A 24,074-nucleotide genomic window follows, 5' to 3' on the forward strand; every position below is an offset into this window, starting at 1 on the left:
GTGTTACTCACCAGTTCGCCACTCGTCCCGAATCCAAAAATCATTTATGCAAGCATAAAATCAAATTGGGAGGACTCGTTCGACTTGCATGTATTAGGATAAAATCAAATTGGGAGGACTCGTTCGACTTGCATGTATTAGGCACGCCGCCAGCGTTCGTCCTGAGCCAGGATCAAACTCTCATCTTATAGATGAAAAGCTTTTAACTAGCTCATCAAATTAATTGTTTTTAAAAGCGAATTGACTTCGCTGTGTTTAATTTACTTACGATCTAAATCGTAAGTTCCTTACACATCATTGATTATCAATCTTGTTCAGTTTTCAAAGATCTACTTATCAGTTAGCCGCTTAAAACAAGCAGCTTTTTAATTATATCATATTAACAATTCAACGTCAATAACTTTTTGTAATTATTTTTTAATTAGCGTGTTGCTGTTTGTCATATCAACAACGCAACACTAATTATTATGCCATCTTAACAACTGAAAGTCAATAACTTTTTGTAATTATTTTTAAATGGTTTGTAACTTTCGTTACCAAAATGACAACAGAAATAATAATATCAATAATGACAATGTAAGTCAATAAGAAAATAAAAAAGTTCCTACAATTTTTTAATTGTAAGAACTTTTTTATTTTCTTATTCTTCTGTAGAATTATCTTCTGGTCTCATGGTTGGGAACAATAAAACATCTCTAATTGATTCAGCATTAGTTAATAGCATAACTAAACGATCAATTCCAATACCCAAACCACCAGTAGGAGGCATACCATATTCTAAAGCTTCAACATAATCTAAGTCGACAGGTTGAGCTTCATCATTACCTTGAGCTTTTTCTGCAGCTTGAGCTTCAAATCTTGCCTTTTGATCAATAGGATCATTTAATTCGGAAAATGCATTAGCATATTCCATTCCAGATACATACAATTCAAAACGATCGGTAAATCTTGAATCGTCAGCATTCTTTTTAGCTAATGGTGAAATTTCAACTGGATGACCATAAATAAATGTAGGATCTTGGATCTTAGGTTGTACTAATTCTTCAAAGAATTCATTAATAATATGTCCAACCTTCCAAAAATCTTTATATTCAATATGATGTTCATCTGCTAATTTTCTAGCATCTTCTAAACTCATTTTTTTCCAGAAATCAACACCAGTATATTTCTTAATAGCATCTACCATGTGTAAACGAACAAATGGCTTATTAAAGTCTACTTTATCACCTTGGTATTCAATAATTCCATCATCTGAAACAACTTTAGATGCGGCTTTAAAGATACCTTCAGTTTCATCCATTACATCATGAAAATCAAAATATGCAATGTATGATTCTAGTTCAGTAAATTCAGGATTATGGTCTTGATCCATCCCTTCATTTCTAAATACACGACCTATTTCATATACACGTTCCATACCACCGACAATTAATCGCTTAAGATGTAATTCAAGTGCAATACGTAAATATAAATCAATATCTAGTGCATTATGATGAGTAATAAATGGACGGGCATTAGCACCACCAGCTTGGTTGTGAAGCACAGGAGTTTCAACTTCAGTGCAATCCATTTGATTATCTAAATAACTACGGATAGCTGAGATAATTTTAGTACGTTTTTGGAAACGATCAAAACTATCACGGTTAGCAATTAAGTCTAAATATCTTTGACGATACTTTTGTTCTTTATTTTGTAAACCATGGTATTTATCTGGTAATGGACGCAAAGCCTTTGCTAAGAAAGTTACATGGGTAGCCTTAACTGTTAATTCACCCATATCAGTTTTAATAACCTCACCTTCAAAACCTAAATGATCCCCAATATCAGATCGTTTAAAGATATGATAATTGTCTTCACCAACAACATCTTTTCTAACATAAAGTTGAATTTTACCAGAACGATCTTGTAAATCAGCAAAACCAACTTTACCCTTACCTCGTTTTGCAATCATACGACCAGCAATAACAACTTTTTTATCTTTTTCTTCTAATTCCTCTTTTGTTAAATCATTATATGCATCATGCAATTGTTTAGCTAAATGAGTACGTTCGAAGCGGCTACCAAATGGATCGATACCTTCTTCTCGTAATTCATTCATCTTTTGGCGACGAACCCGCAATTGATCATTCATTTGCTTTTCTTTTGCCACAGTAATACCTCCATCAGAATAAATTATTTTCTATAATAATAATACCATAAATAAGCTTAACCTATTAATATTTATTAAATTCTATACTTTACTTGCATTTCTTTTAGTTGTTTTTTCAAGAAAGTTATCAAAAATATCAATCATTTCTTGTTCCGTACCAGCTTCATTTAAGGCAGCCTTAGTTCTAGCTGAACGTCTAAGTCCCTTTAAATAATATGCTGCTTGCCCTCTAAATTCACGAGGTCCAATAAATTCACCTTTAATGCCTACCAATCTATGCAAATGTTCTTTAGCAGTTTTAATCGTTTCTTCAACTGAAGGTTCTGGTAGCATTTCACCAGTCTCTAAATAATGAGCTGTTTGTTTTAACATAAACGGATTACCTTCAGCAGCACGGCCAATCATTACAGCATCACATCCCACATAGTCAAGCATTTTTTTAGCTTTTTGTGGAGTAGTAACATCACCATTTCCCATAAATGGAATTGTTAGCTTATCAGCAACTGCTTTTAAAACATCCCAATCAGCAGATCCTTGATACATTTGTTTTCTAGTTCTACCGTGCATAGCAACTGCTGAAGCACCTGCTTTTTCAGCCATTAAAGCATTTTCAACAGCATAAATATGGTCTTCATCCCAACCAGTTCTCATTTTAACAGTAACTGGTTTATTAACTGCTGAAGTGACTGCTGAAACCATTTCATAAACTTTATTAGGATCTAATAGCCATTTTGATCCAGCATCGGTCTTAACAACTTTATTCACTGGACATCCCATATTAATATCAATAATATCAGCATCAGTTTTTTGATCAATAAACTTAGCACCTTGTACTAAAGTTTCTTTACTTCCACCGAAGATTTGAATACTCATTGGATGTTCTTTAGCATCAACGTTAATCATATCTAAAGTTTTTTGATTATTATACATAATTCCACGATCAGAAATCATTTCACAAACAACTAATCCAGCATTAAATTCCTTACAAATCATTCTAAATGCTGTATTAGTTACTCCAGCCATTGGAGCTACTACCACTTGGTTTGGGATTGTAACGTCCCCAATTTTCCATTCCATACTTTTCACCTCATACAAATCAGTCAGATATTTATTCTGCTAAATATAATAGCATAATAAATATTAATGGTCATTTTTATAGTATTATTTTTTATCTTTGTCTTCTTTACTATTAATAGATGATGTTTCTAATTCTTTTAGATCATCTTCGCTAAAATTATAAGTAGTTTGACAGAAATTACAAACAACTTTTGCACCATGATCTTCATCAATCATAGCTTGAATTTCTTTATTACCAATTCCAGCGATTTCATTAGCAAATTTTTCTTTAGAACAATCACATTTAAATTCAACTGGTAAATTTTGTAAGATTGTTAGATTATCTTCACCAAAAATTAATTTTAAGATATCTTCTGGTTTTTGCTTGGATAAAAATAATTCTGAAATCATTGGAATTGACTTCAATCTTTTTTCTAGCTTAGAAATTGCATCATCAGAAGCCCCAGGTAATACTTGAATTAAATATCCACCAGCTGCACCAATAGTACCATCTTCGTTTACATAAACAGAAACTCCAACTGCTGAAGGAATTTGTTCTGATTGCGCTAAGTAATAAGTAAAGTCATCACCTACTTCACCAGATACTAAATCCACATTACTAGTATAAGGTTCTTTTCCGCCTTGGCTTTTCATAACTTGTAATGTTCCATTATGACCAATAGCTCCGCCAACATCTAATTTGTGATGCTTATTTAAAGGAATATCAACATAAGGGTTATGCATATATCCCTTAACATGACCCTTTGCATCAGCATCAACTACAATTGTTCCGGCAGGTCCATCCCCCATCACTTTAACCGTCATAGATTCTTTTCCCTTAAGTACTGATGAAGATAATAATAAACTAGCAATTAAACTACGGCCTAATGCAGCAGAAGAAGTTGGCCAAGTATTATGATCCTTTTGTGATTCAGAAACTAATTCTGTAGCTTCCATTGCGTAAGCTCTAAACATTCCATCTTTAGTAACACTTTTGGTTAAATAGTCTGACATGTTAAATCTCCTTTTATATTTAAATATTTATAAAAAAACGTGAGTTAAATATTTTATTCAACCCACGCTTTTATTTAATCAAATTATTGTTGATCATTATTTGAATCATTAGAATCATCATGATTATTTCTTTCTTCATCACGTTTTTCTAATTCTTCTTTAGATTCTTCAAAAGATGCATTTTCATCAACATCATTGTTTTCTTCTGGCATCTTACCAGTACGATACAAGCTTAGAATTTGTTTTTCATCTAGTGTTTCATACTTAAGCAAGGCATCAGCGATTGCATGATGTTGTTCACGATGTTGTTCAATAATATCATGAGCTTCACCATGTGCTTCATTGATAATTCGTCTTACTTCATCATCAATAGTTGCAGCAGTCTTTTCAGAATACTTACGAGCATATGGATCTTGAGTTGGACTTTCTAATTGAACAGTGCCTAACTTTTCACTCATACCATATTGAGTAACCATTGCACGTGCTAAATTAGTAGCTTGTTCAAAATCATTAGAAGCTCCAGAAGATTCTGAATCAAAAATGATTTCTTCAGCAGTTCGACCACCCATTAATCCAGCAAGTTGTTCCATAGCATTCTTCTTGGACATCAATTGTTGATCTTCACGAGGAAGCATAATTGCATATCCTCCAGCACGGCCACGAGGAACAATTGTAACCTTATGAACAACTCTGGCATCATTTAATACTAATCCTACAATAGTATGACCAGCTTCATGATTAGCAACGATATTTTGTTCTTTTTTGCTAACAACCTTATCCTTTTTAGCTGGACCAGCAATAACACGATCTTCAGCTTCATCCAATTCAGCAGGACCAATATTATCCTTATTACGACGAGCAGCTAATAAAGCAGCTTCATTAAGCAAGTTAGCTAAGTCTGCACCCACAAAGCCAGGAGTTTGTTTAGCAATTTCATGTAAATCAACCTTGTCAGAAACAGGCTTATTCTTAGCATGAACTTTTAATATTGCTTCTCTTCCACGTACGTCAGGTTGACCAACTAAAACTTTACGATCAAAACGACCTGGTCTAGTTAAAGCGGGATCTAAGACATCAGAACGATTAGTAGCAGCAATAACGATAACACCATCATTACCTGAGAAACCATCCATTTCAACAAGTAGTTGATTAAGAGTTTGTTCTCTTTCATCATGGCCACCGCCCATGCCATTACCACGTTTTCTACCTACAGCATCAATTTCATCAATGAAAATAATCGCAGGACTGTCTTTTTTAGCTTGAGTAAATAAATCACGAACACGACTAGCACCAACTCCGACAAACATTTCGACGAAATCAGAACCAGAAATTGAATAAAATGGTACTGCAGCTTCACCAGAAACAGCTTTAGCTAGTAAAGTTTTACCAGTACCAGGAGGCCCCTCTAGTAACACACCATGAGGAATCTTAGCACCTAGCTTTGAATATTTTTTTGGATTCTTTAAGAATTCAACAACTTCAACTAATTCTTGCTTTTCTTCTTCTTCACCAGCAACATCTGAGAATTTCACATTACTATGAGTAGGCTTAGCTTTAGACTTACCTACTCCCATAATGCCACCTTTACCGCCGTTTTTACCGCCAGCTTGGTTCATCATAATGAAAAAGAATACTAAAATAATTAGCATAGGTACAACTGAAATTAATAAGTTGGTCCAGAAACCACCATTAGTATCAGCTTCTTTAGCGTTCATCTTGACGTTATTTTTCTTAGCATAATTAGTGATTTCAGCAATTGTACTATTGTTCTTTAAAACATTAGCTTTAAATGATGAAACCTTAGTAGTTTTTTGGGAATTTCCAAATAGGAAACTACTACCACTATTAGACTTTGTTTCTTGAGCTTCTCTATACTGACCAGAGATGTTATAAACACCATCAGAAGGTTGAACAGAAAAGTCTTTTACCTTGTTATCTTTTAATTGTTTAACAAACTGACTAGATTGAATCTCTTGATTATGAGTTTCTCCTTTATTACTAGTTGCAAAAAAGAATACTCCCATTAAAATCAAGAAAGCAACAATATAGAACAGACTGTTCTTGAATAATCCTTTGTTATTACGCATCAATTGCCTCCTGTTCTTAATGTCTTAGACTATTATTTAATATTTTATTATATCACTTTAAGATAAATAAAGCTTATTGTGATTTGCAAATTTAAGACACAAAACATATATTATCATTTTTTTGTTATATAGACTATCTATTTGTTTGAATAAACTTCTGGTTTTAAAACTCCAACATATGGTAAATTACGATATTTGCCATCATAATCCAAGCCATAACCAACTACAAATTCATTAGGAACTTCTAGGCCTACATAATCAGCTTTAGCTTCAACCACACGCCCTTCTGGTTTATCCATTAAAGTACATACACTAATAGACTTAGCTCCACGATCAGATAATAAATCTTCTAAATACTTTAATGTCCTACCAGTGTCAATAATATCTTCAATAAATAAAACATTACGACCATTTACATCAATATCAACATCCTTCATCAACTCAATTGATCCACTAGATTGAGTTCCACCATGATAACTAGATACATCAATAAAATCAATATCCATATATAAATCAATATCACGAACAATATCAGTCATAAAGAAGATTGCACCCTTCAAGACTCCAATCACTATCGGATTTTCACCTTGATAGTCCTTTGTGATCTGTTCACCTAATCTTTTACATGCATTTTCAATGTCTTCTTCACTATATAAGGTCTTAAGAATGTCGTTATTCATTACGTTCTCCTTCCAAAAGCTTTTGTTTGATGATTAAATTATATCTTTTATTAAAAGAATTTAAAATAGTAGATTCACTATATCCCAAAATAGATAAAACATCATTATTTGAGCTTACTAGTGTCTGAGCATTTTTTCTAAGTGAATTAGGAATCTTTTTATTAATAAAGATACGCTTTGCTGACTGATGACCGCCATTTTTTAAGGTGATTTTATCTGAATTTTCAGTCATCCGAACAAATAAAGGAAAGTCTTCCCTTGATAAATTAAATTGAGAAATTCTTTGGTATTTATCAGGATGTTTAATTTCACGATCGGTTATCATAAACAGCTTTCCATTTAATGTAGAAAACCATTGGTTTAATGTTACCACAAACTCATCTTTCTTTGATAAACTTATAAAATTATTTTTATATTTTTGTATACCAAATTCATTATATGATTTAAAAAGGTAATAATTATCATTTAATTTAAACCTTAATTGAGGTTTTTGTCTATTATTTAGCAAATAAATAATTTCATATATTTTATCTTGATTAGCTAAAGCAGAATTATTAATTGGATTTAAAATTTCTTCTAAAATTTCAAATTGAAGGTTCTCGCTTTTGCTTGTAAATTTTTCTAAATTCAAATTATTATTTTTTAATTTTAAATCTCCAATTAATTTTAATAAAAGTTCTTGATTAGTATCAACCAATTGCTTTAGCTGTTTAGAAAATGATCCTAAATGCTCAATTACTTTAGGATTCTCTTTTTCCATCATTGGCAAAATTTGATGTCGGATCCGATTGCGCTGTACATCCAGATCTTGATTAGTTTCATCTTCAAACCATTTAATATTATTATCAATAGCAAATTGTTTCAAGGTAGATTTTTTAAAATCTAATAATGGCCTTAATAAAAAGCCCTGATAAAATTGTCTAATCCTATTAATTCCACTAATCTGCTTAACATATGACCCCCTAATAAGCTTCATTATAATGGTCTCTGCTTGATCATTTAAATGATGTGCAGTTAATAACTTTTTAGCATTATATTTTTCCATAACACTTTGAAAAAAATCATAACGAAAATTACGCGCCGCATTCTCTATTCCATTAATTGGATGATCAGATTTATGCCAAATACCCACTTCTAATTGTAAATTATTTTGCTTACAGAATTGCTTAATATATTGTTCTTCTATTTCACTTTGGGTTCTTAATTTATGATTAACATGTGCAACTATAATATTAGGTCTTAACGCTATAGGAAGGCTTTTCATTAAATATAATAAGCACATCGAATCAACTCCTGCAGAAACACCAATTACAACATACTCATCATTATTCCACCAATGCTTTTGAGATATCAAATCGAAAAAATTTTCGCGCAATGTTCTACCACTTTGCATCATTTTTCTCCTTAAAATTTTATAAAAATAAAATGATTAAGGCAAATGCCTCAATCATTTTTTAGTTTTAGCTACGACGACCACCACGGCCACCACGTTTGCCTTCTGTATTTTTCTTAATTGTTGCTAGTCTACTTTCACTATCTTTTAAGAAGTTATTCATTAAATCATCAAAACTAGCTTTTTTATGGTTATCGTTATGACGGTGGTTATTACCAAAATCACGTTTAGAATTACCATGATTATTGTGATTGTGTGAATGATGTTCTGGCTTTCTTTCAGAATCTGGCTTGGCTTTTCTGATTGAAAGAGCAATCTTACCATCATCACCAATCTTTAAAACTTTAACTTTAACTTCATCGCCAACTGTTAAAACATCTTTGATGTCTTTAATATAGCTATCAGAAATTTCACTAATATGAACTAATCCCGTTTTATTATCTCCTAAATCAACGAATGCTCCAAAATTAGTAATTCCTGAGACTTTGCCGGAAATTATTGATCCAACTTCAATTGCCATAAAAAAAATGTTCCTCCTAAAAAAGTAAGTATTTTAAGTATAGCACCATTATCGATATTATTGTACAAAAAAAATGGTATTTTATACCATTTTAATTTTGAATAACATCTTTAGATACATCGCCAGGTAAACCATAAACTGTTTCACCAGGTTTACTATAATAATACTTTTGTCTAATTAATTTTTCTAAATAATCATTATTATAAAGTTGCTTAACATTCTGTTTTAATTTTTTATTGTTTTCTTTATTATTTTGTAACACAACTTGCATATTATTAGCCTTATTTTCAACGCTGCTAGATTCATTTTTAGTTGCTATTATTTGATAAATAAGAACTAAAATGACAACTAAAAATATAGATACTAAAATCAACGCACGTTTTTTACGAGTACGTAGAATCTTTTGATGTCTATATATCTTAAGTTTTTCATAATCGTTATTCAAATGACGTACTTTGTTAGACATTTTTAGTAACCTCCATATTCATAGTTGTTATAGACAAGTATAATCATTACTTATAAAAAATAAAATAGTAAATATTCATTTTAAAATTTATTCATTAGAAAAATCACGCTCATATTGTTCATCTAAAACTGTATACATACGATCTGCTTCAGCTTTTTTAGTTGTTTCAAAAAGTTGATTAACTTGCAGTGTTAATGTCTTATTACCAAACTTTATAACTAATTTATCATTAGATTTAATATCAGTAGAAGACTTAGCAACATGCCCGTTAACTAAAATTCTACCTTGATCAGCAATACTTTTAGCGACCGTCCTACGTTTAATGATTCTTGAAGTTTTTAAAAACTTATCTAGTCTCATAAAAAATAATCTCCTTATTTATTTATAAATTTATTGATTATAGGAACTGATTTCCATTCTTCATCACTTAAAATATTAATTTTCTTAGCAATAAAAATAAATGAGAATATTCCAATTGGTATCAAAATTAATAGTAAAATCAATGCCTTTATTCTAAGACTATTGATTGGAATATATTCAACCACAATATTTGATAATAAGATTTCAATAAATAGCATAATCATAGCATTTAAGACAATTTTAATAGTAAAGGATACTTTATCATTGATCTTTAACTTAAGTTTAGAGAAATACAATTCTAAACTTAGTACAAAAAGAAGACTAACAATTGTTGAAATACTAGCACCCATAATTCCAATCTGGGCAGTCAAATATTCAGTTATTATCAATTTTAATAATAAACCAGCCATTATGGAAAATGCAGCTACTTTGAATTGATCAACACTTTGTAAAATGCTGCTGTAAATTGTAATAATCGTTGTTATTAAAATACTGAGACAGTAAATACTAAGAGTATGATTTTCTGTTTGACTATTGAATAATAATTGGTTAATCATTGGCATCAAGCTAATCATCCCGGTGGTAATTGCTACTGTCAAGAAAATACTAACACGCATCATCTCATTAGCAATACTATTAAAGCTATTATATTCTTTTTTCTTATAGGACTGACTCAATGAAGGCAAAATTGCAGTTGAAAATGAGGTTGCAAACACTAATCCTAACTGAACCAGTGTTTGTCCCCGATCATAAATCCCTTTTGATACTTGCGAATCGAATAATGACAATCCAGATAGTACCAATCCTTTCCTAACCGTAAAGGAATCAACAAGTTGCAATAGAACCATAATAGAAGCTAGTAAACAAAGTGTTCCACCCTCTAAAAAAAGTTGCTTAGTTAAATTAGGGTAAGCAAGCTGTTTTATTTTCGGTAGTTTACCAATATTTTTACGATAATATATTAACAAGACTGCCAGTGAAAATGCTTCAGCAATTGGCACTGCTAGCATTGCATACTTTCCCACCGTATAAGGACTTAGGTGGTTTATAAATCCAATATATGCAGCTATCAATATTACTGATACCCGCATCAATTGTTCTATCACTTGTGAATAAGCAGTCGGCTTCATAAAAAGGATTGCTTGAAAGTATCCACGAAAGCTAGCTAAAAATGGCATAAATAAAAACATCCAACTGATTGCCCTAATTATCCCTACCAAATTAGGATCACCCATTAGTTGAGCAACCTTAAATGCACCCATTTGTAATCCAATAAATATAACTAAGCCAAAGCAAGATAACGTAATTAAAATCTGTCTTAATAAAGCTTTTTTATTCATTTCACTATCTTGCTCGGCAATCACTCGTGATATAAAAATGGGTAATCCTGTTAATGCAAGCGTCATGCCAATTCCATAGATAGGATAAACTTGTTGATAAATATAAAAGCCAACATTACCAACCAAGTTTTGAAATGGTACTCGATAAAAAGCACTGAGTATTTTACTAATCAATGAGGCAACTGATAATAACATTGCCCCTTTCATAAGAGCTGAGAGTTTTTTTTCACTATTTTTCATTATTTAAATTTCCTGTATGTTCTTTATCTAATTCTAAAACAAATTTCATCAATTCATTCATCCACTTATCATCATTCATAGTTGGTTGCACTGTTAAAGCAATTTGCATCTTACCATCAGCAGTACCAATCATTGAACGAAATTCAGTTGCCGCAATTGATTTTAAGATTTGTTTACTATCATAAAATTCCGTTCCAATTTTGGATAATGTAATCACAATTTGTTTAGTACCTCTAGTAATACTTTGTACTAGAGCAGTACTTGCATACATTTTGATTCTACTAATTGCTAATAAATTAGCTACTGCTTTGGGATAATCACCAAAGCGGTCAATCATATCCGATTGTAATTCACGATATTGATCATCATTACTCATTTGCCTAATTCGTTTGTATAATTCAATCTTTTGTTGTGCATCTTGAATATATTCATCTGGTAAGTAAGCCTCAATGTCTAGGTCCATATGCGTTTCAACTTTAGCATCTGTTTTACGCCCACGTTTTCTAGCTACTGCATCTGAAAGCATTTCAGTATACATATCATATCCAACTGAATCAACAAATCCCGATTGTTGTTTTCCTAACAAATTGCCAGCACCACGCAATGATAAATCGCGCATGGCAATTTTAAATCCTGAACCTAATTCCGTAAAATCACGAATTGCTTCTAATCTATTTTCAGAAACTTCAGTTAATACTTTATTTGGTTTATACATAAAATAAGCATAAGCAACACGATTAGAACGACCAATACGTCCACGAATTTGGTATAACTGGGACAGTCCCATATGATCAGCATTTTCCACAAAGAGCGTATTGGCATTCGGTATATCAACGCCAGTCTCAATAATGGTGGTTGTTACTAACACATCATAATCACCATTAACAAAATCATATAATACTGATTCCAATTGATTTTCGGTCATTTGACCATGAATATAACCAATTCTGGCATCTGGAACTAACGCCTGTAAATGATTAACTGTTTCTTCAATATCAGAAACTCGATTATGCATATAAAAAACTTGCCCACCACGACTAATTTCACGATTAATTCCTTCACGAATGGCTCCTGCATTTTCTTCCATCACATAGGTCTGAATCGGATAACGATTAGCCGGCGGTGTCTCAATCACTGATAAATCACGAACCCCCATCATAGACATATTTAAAGTTCTTGGGATTGGCGTAGCAGTCAAAGTTAGAACATCGACGTTTGATTTTAATTTCTTAATCTTTTCTTTATGTTTTACCCCAAAGCGTTGTTCTTCATCCACTAATAGCAATCCTAAATCTTTAAATTGAATGTCATTTGATAATAAACGATGGGTTCCTACAACGATGTCAACGCTACCATCTAACAAACCATCTTTAGCAGCATTTAATTGTTTTCTAGTTCTAAATCTTGATAATACTGAAATGTTAACTGGAAACCCTTCAAATCGATTAAGGATTGTTTCATAGTGCTGATGTGCTAAAACTGTGGTTGGTACTAAAAAAGCCACTTGTTTACCCGCTTCAACTGCTTTAAAAGCAGCATGTAAAGCAACTTCAGTCTTACCATAGCCAACATCCCCAACTAATAGGCGATCCATTGGATGTGGCTGTTCCATATCAGTTTTAATTTCTTCGGAACTACGCACTTGATCAGGAGTTGGTTCATACGGAAATGCATCCTCAAATTTATCTTGATATTCATCATCTTTAGGAAATGCAAAACCTTTTTGTGATGATCGTTTAGCATAAAGATCAATTAAATCATCAGCAATATCTTCAATTTTACCTTGAACTTTACGCTTAGTCTTTTGCCACTCACTGCCACCTAACTTGTTAACACGTGGATGACGATCTTCTGATGAAACATATTTCTGAATTAGGTTTAATTGCGTAACCGGAATAAATAACTGTGCATTATCACGATAAGTAATCGTAATGTAATCTTGATGCTTACCATCAACTTCCATTGTCTTCATGCCTTCATATTTACCAATCCCATGATTAGCATGAACAACGTAGTCACCAGGTTTTAAATCAGTATAACTTTTAATCCTTTGTGCATTTGAAAAGGTTTGTCGACGTGGACGCTTCTTATGCACTTTGGCAAACATTTCTGATTCAGTAATAATGACTAATTGGTTAATTGGTATCTCAAAACCATTTTTCAATCGTTCAGGAATGATTTGAACCTTATTCGGTAAAATATTGTCCCTAGAGTTTTGGATAACTTCAATTTCAAAATCATTTAAAGTTTGCGTAACCTTTTGCATTCGATTTTTATCTTTAACCAAAATAATTACTGTCTCACCTTGTTTAGACCATTTATCAATCTCAGTTTTTAATAAAGGCATTTGACCAAAGAATTTTTGCATTGGACGAACTTTAATATCTTGCAATTGAGTTAGCTTAATATTACCTAATCCTTTTTGAAATAATGAAAATAATATTTCAGCTTGTTTAATTTTATGAAATTGCTCTTTAAAATCTAGAGTAATTTTATTGGAAGACAATAATTCAGCATGTTCTAATTTATCTTCGGCCCAATTACTTTCATCCGTCATTAATTGCCGATCTGAATCTAACAAGCGGCTATAATCGTCAAATAATATAGCTCCATCATCTGGAACATAATCCAAGATTGAGCTAGGTCGATCAAATAAGTCCTTAGCATATAAAAGCCAATTACTATCAACAATCCCCTTTTTCATATCATCAACAATTGGTTGGACAGCATTAGATAATTTTCGTTTATCATCATCATTTTTAATGGAAAGTAATCTTTGCTCTAAAACTTCACTAACTTTATCAGAAGCCTTTTTTCTTTCATCTGCACTAACTATCATATCGTTAGCTGGCAAAACCGAAACTTTTTGCGTATTTTCGATACTGCGTTGATTAGAAATATCAAAATATCTTAATGAATCAACCTCAGTGTCAAAAAAATCAATTCTAATTGGAAATTCTGAATTTAATGGATAAATGTCAACAATTGAACCCCTGATGGAAAATTCACCAGGAGCTGCAACCATTTTTTCAGGATTATATCCCATTTGATAAAGCATAGATCTTAATTTTTCTAAATCAACATCCATCCCAGTTTCAATAGTTAATTTTGATTGATTAAAACTATTCACATTAGGTAAATATCGTTTTACACCAGATACAGAAGTAACAACTATCTTGGGTTTTCCACTTTGTAAAGCATCTAGTGCTAAAACTCGAGATGCTTTAAATTCTGGTGAGCTCGTTGCAATTTCAGCTGCCAAAACTTCTTCCACCGGAAATTCTAAAACGTCCTTCGATGGCAAAATGTTTTGTAAATCTTCAACAATATCGGAAACTCGAGATAGTGAATCGGTCACAAGCAAAAATGTTTTCTGTGTGTCTTGCATCAAAGTTGCAATCAACATTAATTTTGCAGATCCTGAAAGTCCAGTTATTAACTGACGATGATTAGGTTTTAAATCTTCAATTATCGAAGAATATTGTGGTAATTGAGAGAAAAATTGTTTGATTTCCAATTTAGTTTTCCCCCTCTTTGAATTTTAATTATATTTATTTTCTAAACGACTGAATTCTTTTCCAGCAACAAAATCTTCTAACGCTGAAACTGAATTATCAGCTGCTTTTTCAAAATCAGGCTTTTGTTCTGCCGTGAATTTACCTAATACGTAATCAACAACACTTTCTCGTGTTGGGTGACCAGTTCCAACTCTCACACGATTGAATTTATCCGTTTGCAAATGTGCGACTAGACTTTTAATTCCATTATGGCCACCAGCTGAACCATGATTTCTTAATCTAATTTTGCCCACTGGTAAATCCATATCATCATAAACAACCACTAAATCTTCTAATGGTAGTTTAAAGTATTTCATTAATGGTCCTACTGCTCGACCTGATTCATTCATAAAAGTTAAAGGTTCAACTAGCATAACCTTTTCGCCATCAATTAATCCTGCGCCAAATTTAGCTTCCATCTTTCTAGTTGATAAAACAATATTGTACTTTTCAGCAAACTTATCAACTACTGAAAAACCTGTATTATGTCTAGTTCCATCATATTGTGGACCAATGTTTCCTAATCCAACAATCATCTTCATATTTAAACGCTCCTTATTTTAACTAATTATCCTAGATTATATCATAATTAACGATGTTTTCTGGAATTCAACAATTCAATATAAGATTATAATGTATATTAAATATTAAGAAAATAAGATTTTTTGAGGGTATATCCTTACGAAATCAAATTTTAATGATATAATTTTCATGTAACTTTAAATATGTTTTTGAAGGGATGATTATTGTGGCTTTGAAACATCAAAAAGTCGTTTTAGTTGGTGACGGTGCCGTAGGTTCATCATACGCATTTGCTATGATGCAACAAGGAATCGGTGAAGAATTCGTCATCGTTGATATTATTAAAGATCGTATTGAAGGAGACGCACTTGATCTAGAAGATGCTCAAGTATTTACTGCTCCTAAGAACATTTACGCTGGTGATTACAGTGACTGTGCAGATGCTGACTTAGTTGTTATCACTGCTGGTGCACCACAAAAACCAGGTGAAACTCGTCTTGACTTAGTTGGCAAGAACTTAAAGATTTTATCTTCAATCGTACCAGAAGTTGTTAAATCTGGTTTTGATGGTATTTTTGTAGTTGCTGCTAACCCAGTTGATGTTTTAACATACGGTGTTCAAAAACTTTCAGGTTGGTCAAAGGAAAAGGTTGTAGGTTCTGGTACTTCACTAGACACAACTCGTTTCCAAGTAGCTGTTGCTAAGAAAATCGGTGTTAACCCTGCTGATGTTAATGCATACATCATGGGTGAACACGGTGATTCAGAATTTGCTGCTATCGATGAAGCAACTGTTGGTTCACGTCCATTATTAGATGTAGCTAAAGATGCTGGAGTAAGCAAAGATGACTTACTAAAACTTGAAGATGAAACTAGAAATAAAGCTTACACTATCATCAACAAGAAAGGTGCCACATTCTATGGTGTTGCTACTGCATTAATGAGAATTTCACGTGCTATTCTACGTGACGAAAACTCAGTATTGCCTATTGGTGCTCCAATGAATGGTGAATATGGTTTAAACGATATTTACATTGGTACTCCTGCTGTTGTTAATGCTTCAGGTGTAAAACAAGTTATTGAAGTTCCTCTAAGTGATGAAGAAAAAGCTAAGATGGATTCTTCTGCTAAAACTTTAAAGGAAACTGCTGAAAAAGGTATGGAATCTTTAAAGTAATATAATCTATTAAAAAGCCACGTTGATTTTTTCAACGTGGCTTTTTTATTTTATAAATAATTAATATTTATTAATCATTTATGCTAAAATGAGAATATTAGACGTTTTCTAATATTTTAAGGAGTGATATATATGTTATTAAAATCTTTAGTAAAACCAAAGAGTAGACTAGTCACTGTAACAGAAAATGTATCTTTAAAAGATGCATTGAATGTTTTAGAAGAATCTGGTTTTAGATGTGTGCCTATTTTAGATGAAACTGGTACTATTTTTAGAGGAAACATTTATAAAATGCATATTTACCGCCATAAATCACGTGGTGGCGATATGAATTTACCGGTTACAACTTTATTAAAAAATGCTACAAAATTTATTAGTGTTGACTCAGCATTTTTCCATGTATTTTTCTCAATTAAAGATTTACCATACATTGCGGTTTTAAGCAAAGAAAATAAGTTTTATGGAATCTTAACTCATACTAGATTACTGGATATGTTGTCACAATCATGGAATGTTAATATCGGTAGTTATGTTATTACTGTGTTAGCGCCCGGCAACCGTGGAGATCTAGAAGCAATCTCTAAAATAATAACAAAATATACATCCATTGCCAGCGTTATAAGTTTAGATGCTCAGGAAGGTGAACTTGTACATAGAATTATGTTTACATTACCTGCTAACGTTGATAAAGAACTATTAGACCGAATTACATCTAATCTTAATCGCAAAGCATTTAGAGTTGCAGAAATTGAAAATTTAAATGATGAAAGATAATAAAAAAGATGCGATTATATCGCATCTTTTTTATTTTATGTATAAAATCACTGAACCCCAACACTTAATTTCAAAGCTTTATCGATACGTTTCATAAATTTATCACTTAAATGATCAACTCGATCATTTAAACGCTGTTTATCGATGGTCCTAACTTGTTCTAATAGAACAACAGAATTTTTTTCAATCTTTGTCCTATCAGCACTAATGCCCACATGGGTTGGCATCTTAGGCTTTGAAATTTTTGCAGTAATCGCAGCAACAATAACAGTAGGACTGTAGTGATTACCAATATTGTTCTGAATAATCAATACTGGTCTCATCCCACCTTGCTCTGAGCCAATTACTGGTGATAGGTCAGCATAAAAAATATCGCCACGTTTAATTTCAACGTTTGACAATCTTAACATCCCCTATCTAAACTTCATTCTAATTAATTTACTTTCTGCATCTGCTTCACAAGGTGCAAATTCACGAGATATTTCTTGATTAAGATTTCCCATCTCAGTATATCCATTAATCATAGAATTAATTAATAAATAGTCATCAAGCATTGGACTCACTTTAACACTATTTTTATTATCTAATTTGGCTGAAATACCATTAGCGAATTCATTCAACTCATATTGAGCTGATGAATATTTATTAACGTTAAAATAAGTTCCATTATTCAATACCATATATAAATTGCTCCTATTTTCTAAATTATATTTATATCAATTAATATAAACTCGTTTCAGACGATTAGTAAATAAACAAGCCACCTCGTAATGAATTGTATCACAATAATCAGCAATATCCTGTAAAGTTATTTCTTTGTTGCCATTTTTACCAACGATTGTAACCTTTGTGCCAACAGCTACTTCCTCAGGTAGTTTAATCATTAATTGATCCATACATACGCGTCCTATAATCGGACACTCATATCCATTTACTAATAATGAAAATCCCTGCATTTTTCTAGTAATACCGTCAGCATAACCAATCGGAACAGTCCCAATCCATTGTTGATTTTTTGTTGTATAGGTAGCTCCATAACCAACAGAACGATTAGGATTAACCAATTTGCAATGAACAATCTCACTAGTTAAAGATAGAGCTGGATACAATTTAAATGGTGGTTCTACATTTCCACCCGAAGGATTTAATCCGTAACCCGCAATACCATATCTTACCATGTTACCATTACATTGACTATGCCACAAGCTAGTCGCAGTATTTGATACATGCACATACTTAGGTCTAGGATTCACAACCTTCATAAAATCATTAAATCTTTTTACTTGTAAATTAAAATAACTTTTATCATTTTCATCAGCTGTAGCAAAATGAGTAAAGATGCCCTCAAAGTCAAAATTATCATTTTTATTTAAGTAATCAATAGATTCTTTTAAATCCGTGGCATTTTGAAAACCAATTCTACCCATTCCAGTATCTAATCCCAAATGAACATGTAATAATAAATCAGTATTTTTTAATATTCTGTTAGCACGTTTTAACCAATCTAAAGAAGAAACGGTTACCGAAATATTCTTTTCAGCAATTAATGAAACATCTTCAATTCGACTAATACCTAAAACTAATATTGGTTGATTAAAACCAGCATTACGTAATTCAATTCCTTCATCTAACATAGCAACGCAAAATCCATCGGCACCTGCTTTAACCGCTGTTTTAGCAACTTGAATTGCCCCATGTCCATAACCATTAGCTTTAACTACCATAAATAAAGCAGTGTTATTTTGCAAACGTTGTTTTTCAGCATTAATATTCTTATATATGGCACTTCTATCAATAATTAATTCAGCATTACGATGCTTAGCTACCACCATAATATTTATCCTCCAATTAACACTAGTTATACTCTAATTGTATATCTATACTAGCAAAAAAGCCATCGACTTATATTATAAATCGATGACTTTTTATTAAAATTAATCTTTGTTTTTAATTGTAAAAGACTTATTTGGACGACGTTTTGAAGAATAATTATCATTGCGATGATTGCCACCATTACGACGCTTACCACCATGATTAAATCCGCCACCATTACGGTGATTATTATTTCTTCTAAAGTTACCACGACGACCGCCACGATGGAATCCACCACCACGGTGATGCTTATTACGACTTGGTAGTGGTCTTTCAGATGAAATATGAACTTTAACTTGATTTCTAGTCATTTTGCTTAATAAGACAGAAACTAAATCTTTTGCATCATATTCTTCTAATAATTGATCAGCAGTATCAGCAAATTTTTCAACTTTAGTCTTTTTAATTAATGAATCAATTTGTTTAGTTGCTGCTTTTAATTGTCCCTTCAAGGCCTCATCAGCTGAAGGTGGCTTTAATGGTAACATTCTAACCTTAGTTAGCTTTTCAATATCTCTCAAATAACTAGTTTCATTAGGTTCGACAAAAGTCATTGAAACACCATGATTACCAGCACGACCTGTACGCCCAATTCTATGAACATAGCTTTCTGAGTCTTGAGGGATATCATAATTATAAACATGAGTAACCCCTGAAACATCAATTCCACGAGCCGCAACATCAGTAGCAACTAAAACATCAATTTTATCATTTTTAAATTCACGCATAATTTGTGAACGACGATTTTGAGTTAAATCACCATGTAATCCAGCTGCACGGTAACCCCTTAATAGTAGCCCCTTTGATACTTCATCAACACGACGCTTAGTACGACAAAATACAATTGTCACTTTAGGTGCTTGAATATCAAAGAATCTGGTCATCACATCAAATTTTTCAAATTGCTTTACACGAATATAATATTGATCAATTAAATCAGTAGTTAATTCTTTAGCTTTAATTTTAATTTGCTTAGGGTCTTTCATGAATTGAACCCCAACACGTTTGATAGATGGTGGCATTGTAGCTGAGAATAATAATGTTTGTCTTTCTTCAGGAACTTGCTTAATAATATTTTCAATATCTTCTAAGAATCCCATGTCTAACATGTCATCAGCTTCGTCTAGAACTAATGTTTTAACATTAGTTAACTTTAATGTACGACGATTAATATGATCTAATAAACGACCTGGAGTACCAACCACAACTTGTGGACGATGCTTCAAATCTTTAATTTGTCTTCTAATATCTGAACCACCGTATACAGCAGTAGTTTTTACACCCTTATTTTTACCAAAACGACTTATTTCGTTTTGAGTTTGAATAGCTAATTCACGAGTTGGCGAAATAACTAAAGCTTGAACATTGGGATTATCTAAATCAATATGTTCAATAATTGGTAAAGCAAAGGCAGCTGTTTTACCAGTACCTGTTTGAGCTTGACCCAAAACATCTTCACCTTTTAATGTTAAAGGAATTGTTTCAGCTTGGATTGGGGTGGCTTCCTTAAAACCTTTTTCCTCAATTGCTTTTAATAAGTCTTCTGAAAGACCTAACTCTCTAAACTTCAAATATGTTTCCTCCTAAACGAAACATTTTATATAATACCATCACTAACTTGAGAAAAATCCGTTCTCATCATTACGTTAGTGACTTGATTATAAAAATTCCGATAATCTAAAAAATGTAACTAGCCTATATTAAACCTTTTATTCACAATTAGCAAATAAATTAGCCTAAATTTCAGTTAATTTATTTAATACTTTTTCTAAATGGATTCCATGGCTAGCTTTTAATAATACTTCATCAGTTTCATAAATTTCAGAATTCAGTTGATCAAACAACTGATCTAAATCACCTTTTTTAAAATAATGTAGCGATTGTGGTTCATATTTATTAGACAATTTATCTGCTAGATATTTCATTTCTTCACCTATTAAATAGACACTTTTAATGATTGATGGATCTAGCGAGTCAGATAATGATTCATGCATTTCTCTTGATCTATCACCAAGTTCTAACATATCACCTAATACTGCAATTCGAATTCCTCTTGTCTCACTATTAGAAAATGCTTTTAAAACTAATTTAGCTGCTGTTGGATTGGAATTATAAACATCAGATAATATCATTTCGTGCTTATTACCCTCTATCCATTCAGTTCGATTATCAGTTGCTGAAAAGTTCTTTAAGGCCTGGATCATATAATTTTCATGAATACGGTATAGATTTCCTACTGATAAAGCTGCTAAAGCATTATTAACATTGTATGAACCAATCATTGGAATTGTAAATTTAGCATCCCAATTATTAGCAGTGAAACTGGTTTGTTCTTCTTCGCTATCAATATTAGTTGAATAGAAATCATTATCTTCATTTTTACCAAAGGTAAGCATTCTAAATGGTAATCCTTTGGCTCTTTGTCTTAGCAACGGTTCATCTCCATTATAAATAAAGACGCCGTCTTCCTTTAAACCATGAGTAATTTCCATTTTAGCATCAGCTATTTTATCACGAGTTCCAAAGAACTCAATATGTGCTTCACCAATCATTGTAATAATTGCTATATCTGGTTCTACTAAATGGCTTAATAAATCTAACTGTCCAGGGCGGTCCATTCCCATTTCAATTACTAACATTTCTGTATTAGGCTCCATAGACAGAATCGTAATTGGGACGCCAATTTCATTATTAAAATTTTCATGCGTTTTAGTAACGTTAAATTGGGTAGATAAAATAGATGCAATCATATCTTTTGTAGTAGTTTTGCCATTACTACCAGTAACGGCAACTACTCTAGGATTAATTTTTGCCAAATAATATTGACTTAAAAATTGAAGTGCACTTAATGTATTATCTACTTTTATTATTGGAAAATCAGATGGTACATTATCGTGATCTGATTGCCATAACGCAGCCTTAGCTCCGTGCTTTATTGCATCATTAATATAATCATGTCCATCATTTTCACTAACCAATGGCACAAATAAAGACCCTGGTTCCAATTTTCGACTGTCAAAAGAAACATTAGTAATATTAACATCTTCATAATCACTAATGTCATTTTGTGCGGAAACTGCTCTTGCTATTTCTGCAAGCGACATTTTCATAACTTTTAATCTCCTATACATTTCTTTTTACAAAAATAATTATTATCATAGTATAACATGAAATAAAAAATTATTTTAATTCAATAATTCATCCATTTCCTTAGGTAATGACTTGTTATCAACATCAATATTCCATTTTGAGTTAACAAGATTATATTTTAAATAACCAATATTAATTGTATTATTATATATATCATTTTGTGTATGCCAAACATAATGATTCTGCGGTTTATTTTCCAACAATAATGGAATTTGATATAATCGATGTTTTTCAATAGCTGCATCAAGATTAATAACTAATCCCTCACTACTTAACTTAATTAATAATTTTAATACATCTATAGGTATTGATTTTAACGATAAAGGTCGCTTAAACATTCTTCTGCTACTATGTAAATTTCTTAAATGACGCTTAATACTTATTTCAAGAATATGATTAAAATCAGAAAAATTACGATAATAAGTTGTTAACAAGTTATTTTTATAAGCAAGGTAAACATACTTATTTTGTAATTTAGAAGAAAATGGTTCATTCATTGGTGATCCCATATGTCCAAAATATAATAAACTTGCTATTTCTGTATTCAATAATAAATTCAAATCGTAATTGCGTTCAAAGTCCATAAACTTTTTATTAACAATTTGTTTATTCAATAAGAATTTTTGAATAGAATCTTTTCCATTAATTACACTAAATTTAGTGTGTGCATTAACATTATTAGCATTAATGCGATCATCATTAAGCAAAATGATGTTTTGAGGCAATTTATCTAATCCGTTAACAAAGTCATCTGAACTAATACCATGAGTATTAACCATATTACGTAACAAATTAGCATTAATATAAATAAAATTATCACGCATTTTTAATCACTCTTTCAATTATCCTATTTTTCATTGTACAACTATTTATTGATATTGAATAACTATATAATTTAATATTACATAAAATCCTGTTAAAATTTATATAAATAAACAATTGGAGGTCATCAGTTTGAAAAAAGTCTTATTCGTATGTCATGGAAATGTATGTCGTTCTGCGATGGATGAAGCTATTTCAAAAAATTTAATTAAGCGAGATAATTTATCAAATCAAATTAAAGTTAGTTCTGCAGCAACTAGTTCTGAAGAATTAGGAAATCCTCCTCATCCTAAAGTTAGAACAATTTTAGATGAACATCATTTAGATTACTCTAATATGTATGCCTCTCAGATTGAAGCAAAAGATTTTGATAAATATGATTACATAATTGGTATGGATAAAGAAAACATGAGCAACTTACTTCATTGGTCCCCAAAAGATGATTTACAAAAAATTCATTTATATTTAAATGTTGATAATCAAAAAAGTAACCGTGAAATTCCTGATCCATGGTTCACTGGAAAATTTGAACAAACATTTGAAATTATCGATAAGGTAATGTCTAAATGGATTAATTATATTTTAAAAAATTAGGTAAAAAAAAAGCAAGTCCAAACAGACTTGCTTTTTATATTTACTTGAAACCGTATTTCTTGTTGAAACGATCCACAGCACCATCGGCTTGAGTGAATTTTTCACGGCCAGTGTAGAATGGATGAGAATCTGAAGAAATTTCAAGACGTACTAATGGATATTCATTACCATCGTCCATCTTGATAGTTTCGCTTGAGTTCATAGTTGAACCAGCAACGAATTTAGCACCAGTACTAGTATCTTGGAATACTACTTCGTGGTATTCTGGATGGATTCCTTGTTTCATTATATATCGCTCCTT

22 protein-coding genes and 1 rRNA gene are annotated in these 24,074 nt (G+C 31.7%); 3 read left to right on the forward strand and 20 right to left on the reverse strand.

Annotated elements, in window-relative coordinates; all coding sequences use genetic code 11:
* The 13 genes from C7N44_RS07655 to pth form a co-directional block, all read right to left on the reverse strand.
* A 16S ribosomal RNA gene (locus tag C7N44_RS07655) occupies positions 1-188 on the reverse strand; the annotation flags it as partial.
* Between the two features lie 452 nt (positions 189-640).
* Positions 641-2,131: a lysine--tRNA ligase gene (lysS, locus tag C7N44_RS07660; RefSeq protein WP_105957371.1), complete on the reverse strand. Its 1,491-nt coding sequence runs from the start codon at positions 2,129-2,131 to the stop codon at positions 641-643.
* Between the two features lie 99 nt (positions 2,132-2,230).
* Positions 2,231-3,226, reverse strand: a complete 996-nt coding sequence (dusB, locus tag C7N44_RS07665; RefSeq protein WP_105957329.1) for a tRNA dihydrouridine synthase DusB — start codon at positions 3,224-3,226, stop codon at positions 2,231-2,233.
* Positions 3,227-3,310: 84 nt separating this feature from the next.
* Entirely contained in the window at positions 3,311-4,219 is a 909-nt protein-coding gene (gene hslO, locus C7N44_RS07670; protein WP_105957330.1) for an Hsp33 family molecular chaperone HslO, read from the reverse strand.
* 83 nt (positions 4,220-4,302) lie between these two features.
* Complete coding sequence (ftsH, locus tag C7N44_RS07675; RefSeq protein ID WP_105957331.1) at positions 4,303-6,306, reverse strand: ATP-dependent zinc metalloprotease FtsH; 2,004 nt, start codon at positions 6,304-6,306, stop codon at positions 4,303-4,305.
* Positions 6,307-6,443: 137 nt separating this feature from the next.
* Positions 6,444-6,986: a hypoxanthine phosphoribosyltransferase gene (gene hpt, locus C7N44_RS07680; RefSeq protein WP_105957332.1), complete on the reverse strand. Its 543-nt coding sequence runs from the start codon at positions 6,984-6,986 to the stop codon at positions 6,444-6,446.
* Positions 6,979-8,379, reverse strand: coding sequence for a tRNA lysidine(34) synthetase TilS (tilS, locus tag C7N44_RS07685; protein WP_167387302.1), 1,401 nt, complete (start codon positions 8,377-8,379; stop codon positions 6,979-6,981). The genes hpt and tilS overlap by 8 nt, the downstream gene beginning before the upstream one ends.
* Before the next feature lie 67 nt (positions 8,380-8,446).
* On the reverse strand, positions 8,447-8,899 hold the full coding sequence (locus tag C7N44_RS07690; RefSeq protein WP_105957334.1) for a S1 domain-containing RNA-binding protein: 453 nt from the start codon (positions 8,897-8,899) through the stop codon (positions 8,447-8,449).
* A gap of 91 nt (positions 8,900-8,990) precedes the next feature.
* Entirely contained in the window at positions 8,991-9,365 is a 375-nt protein-coding gene (locus C7N44_RS07695; RefSeq protein WP_105957335.1) for a septum formation initiator family protein, read from the reverse strand.
* Positions 9,366-9,452: 87 nt separating this feature from the next.
* Positions 9,453-9,725: an RNA-binding S4 domain-containing protein gene (locus tag C7N44_RS07700; RefSeq protein WP_105957336.1), complete on the reverse strand. Its 273-nt coding sequence runs from the start codon at positions 9,723-9,725 to the stop codon at positions 9,453-9,455.
* A 14-nt stretch (positions 9,726-9,739) separates the two neighbouring features.
* Positions 9,740-11,305 carry a putative polysaccharide biosynthesis protein gene (locus C7N44_RS07705; RefSeq protein ID WP_105957337.1) on the reverse strand — a complete coding sequence of 522 codons (1,566 nt, stop codon included), beginning with the start codon at positions 11,303-11,305 and terminating at the stop codon, positions 9,740-9,742.
* Positions 11,295-14,822 carry a transcription-repair coupling factor gene (gene mfd / locus C7N44_RS07710; RefSeq protein ID WP_191983107.1) on the reverse strand — a complete coding sequence of 1,176 codons (3,528 nt, stop codon included), beginning with the start codon at positions 14,820-14,822 and terminating at the stop codon, positions 11,295-11,297. The genes C7N44_RS07705 and mfd overlap by 11 nt, the downstream gene beginning before the upstream one ends.
* A 24-nt stretch (positions 14,823-14,846) precedes the next feature.
* On the reverse strand, positions 14,847-15,404 hold the full coding sequence (pth, locus tag C7N44_RS07715; protein ID WP_105957338.1) for an aminoacyl-tRNA hydrolase: 558 nt from the start codon (positions 15,402-15,404) through the stop codon (positions 14,847-14,849).
* Positions 15,405-15,610: 206 nt separating this feature from the next.
* On the opposite strand from pth, the gene C7N44_RS07720 reads away from it, so the two are divergent.
* Positions 15,611-16,561 (forward strand): L-lactate dehydrogenase, encoded by a 951-nt coding sequence (locus tag C7N44_RS07720; protein ID WP_105957339.1) that lies wholly within the window; start codon positions 15,611-15,613, stop codon positions 16,559-16,561.
* A 132-nt stretch (positions 16,562-16,693) separates the two neighbouring features.
* The gene (gene cbpA / locus C7N44_RS07725; RefSeq protein ID WP_105957340.1) at positions 16,694-17,335 is read left to right on the forward strand and encodes a cyclic di-AMP binding protein CbpA; all 642 of its coding nucleotides are present in this window, start codon (positions 16,694-16,696) and stop codon (positions 17,333-17,335) included.
* A gap of 47 nt (positions 17,336-17,382) precedes the next feature.
* On the opposite strand, the gene C7N44_RS07730 is transcribed toward cbpA, so the two are convergent.
* From C7N44_RS07730 to C7N44_RS07755, 6 genes are all read right to left on the reverse strand, one after another.
* A complete protein-coding gene (locus C7N44_RS07730; protein ID WP_167387303.1) occupies positions 17,383-17,745 on the reverse strand; it encodes a type II toxin-antitoxin system PemK/MazF family toxin in 363 nt (120 codons plus the stop codon).
* Positions 17,746-17,748: 3 nt separating this feature from the next.
* Positions 17,749-18,015, reverse strand: coding sequence for a hypothetical protein (locus tag C7N44_RS07735; RefSeq protein ID WP_105957342.1), 267 nt, complete (start codon positions 18,013-18,015; stop codon positions 17,749-17,751).
* Positions 18,016-18,051: 36 nt separating this feature from the next.
* On the reverse strand, positions 18,052-19,167 hold the full coding sequence (gene alr / locus C7N44_RS07740) for an alanine racemase (protein WP_105957343.1): 1,116 nt from the start codon (positions 19,165-19,167) through the stop codon (positions 18,052-18,054).
* A 102-nt stretch (positions 19,168-19,269) separates the two neighbouring features.
* Complete coding sequence (locus C7N44_RS07745) at positions 19,270-20,778, reverse strand: DEAD/DEAH box helicase (protein WP_105957344.1); 1,509 nt, start codon at positions 20,776-20,778, stop codon at positions 19,270-19,272.
* A 165-nt stretch (positions 20,779-20,943) separates the two neighbouring features.
* Entirely contained in the window at positions 20,944-22,317 is a 1,374-nt protein-coding gene (locus C7N44_RS07750; RefSeq protein ID WP_105957345.1) for a UDP-N-acetylmuramoyl-tripeptide--D-alanyl-D-alanine ligase, read from the reverse strand.
* A 75-nt stretch (positions 22,318-22,392) separates the two neighbouring features.
* Positions 22,393-23,181 (reverse strand): hypothetical protein, encoded by a 789-nt coding sequence (locus C7N44_RS07755; RefSeq protein WP_105957346.1) that lies wholly within the window; start codon positions 23,179-23,181, stop codon positions 22,393-22,395.
* Between the two features lie 130 nt (positions 23,182-23,311).
* Between C7N44_RS07755 and C7N44_RS07760 the strand changes: the two genes are divergently transcribed.
* Positions 23,312-23,773 (forward strand): low molecular weight protein-tyrosine-phosphatase, encoded by a 462-nt coding sequence (locus tag C7N44_RS07760; RefSeq protein WP_105957347.1) that lies wholly within the window; start codon positions 23,312-23,314, stop codon positions 23,771-23,773.
* Positions 23,774-23,813: 40 nt separating this feature from the next.
* On the opposite strand, the gene C7N44_RS07765 is transcribed toward C7N44_RS07760, so the two are convergent.
* A complete protein-coding gene (locus C7N44_RS07765; protein WP_105957348.1) occupies positions 23,814-24,059 on the reverse strand; it encodes a type B 50S ribosomal protein L31 in 246 nt (81 codons plus the stop codon).
* Positions 24,060-24,074: the final 15 nt, after the last annotated feature.

Source organism: Apilactobacillus quenuiae (assembly GCF_002994005.1).
Taxonomy (GTDB): domain Bacteria; phylum Bacillota; class Bacilli; order Lactobacillales; family Lactobacillaceae; genus Apilactobacillus; species Apilactobacillus quenuiae.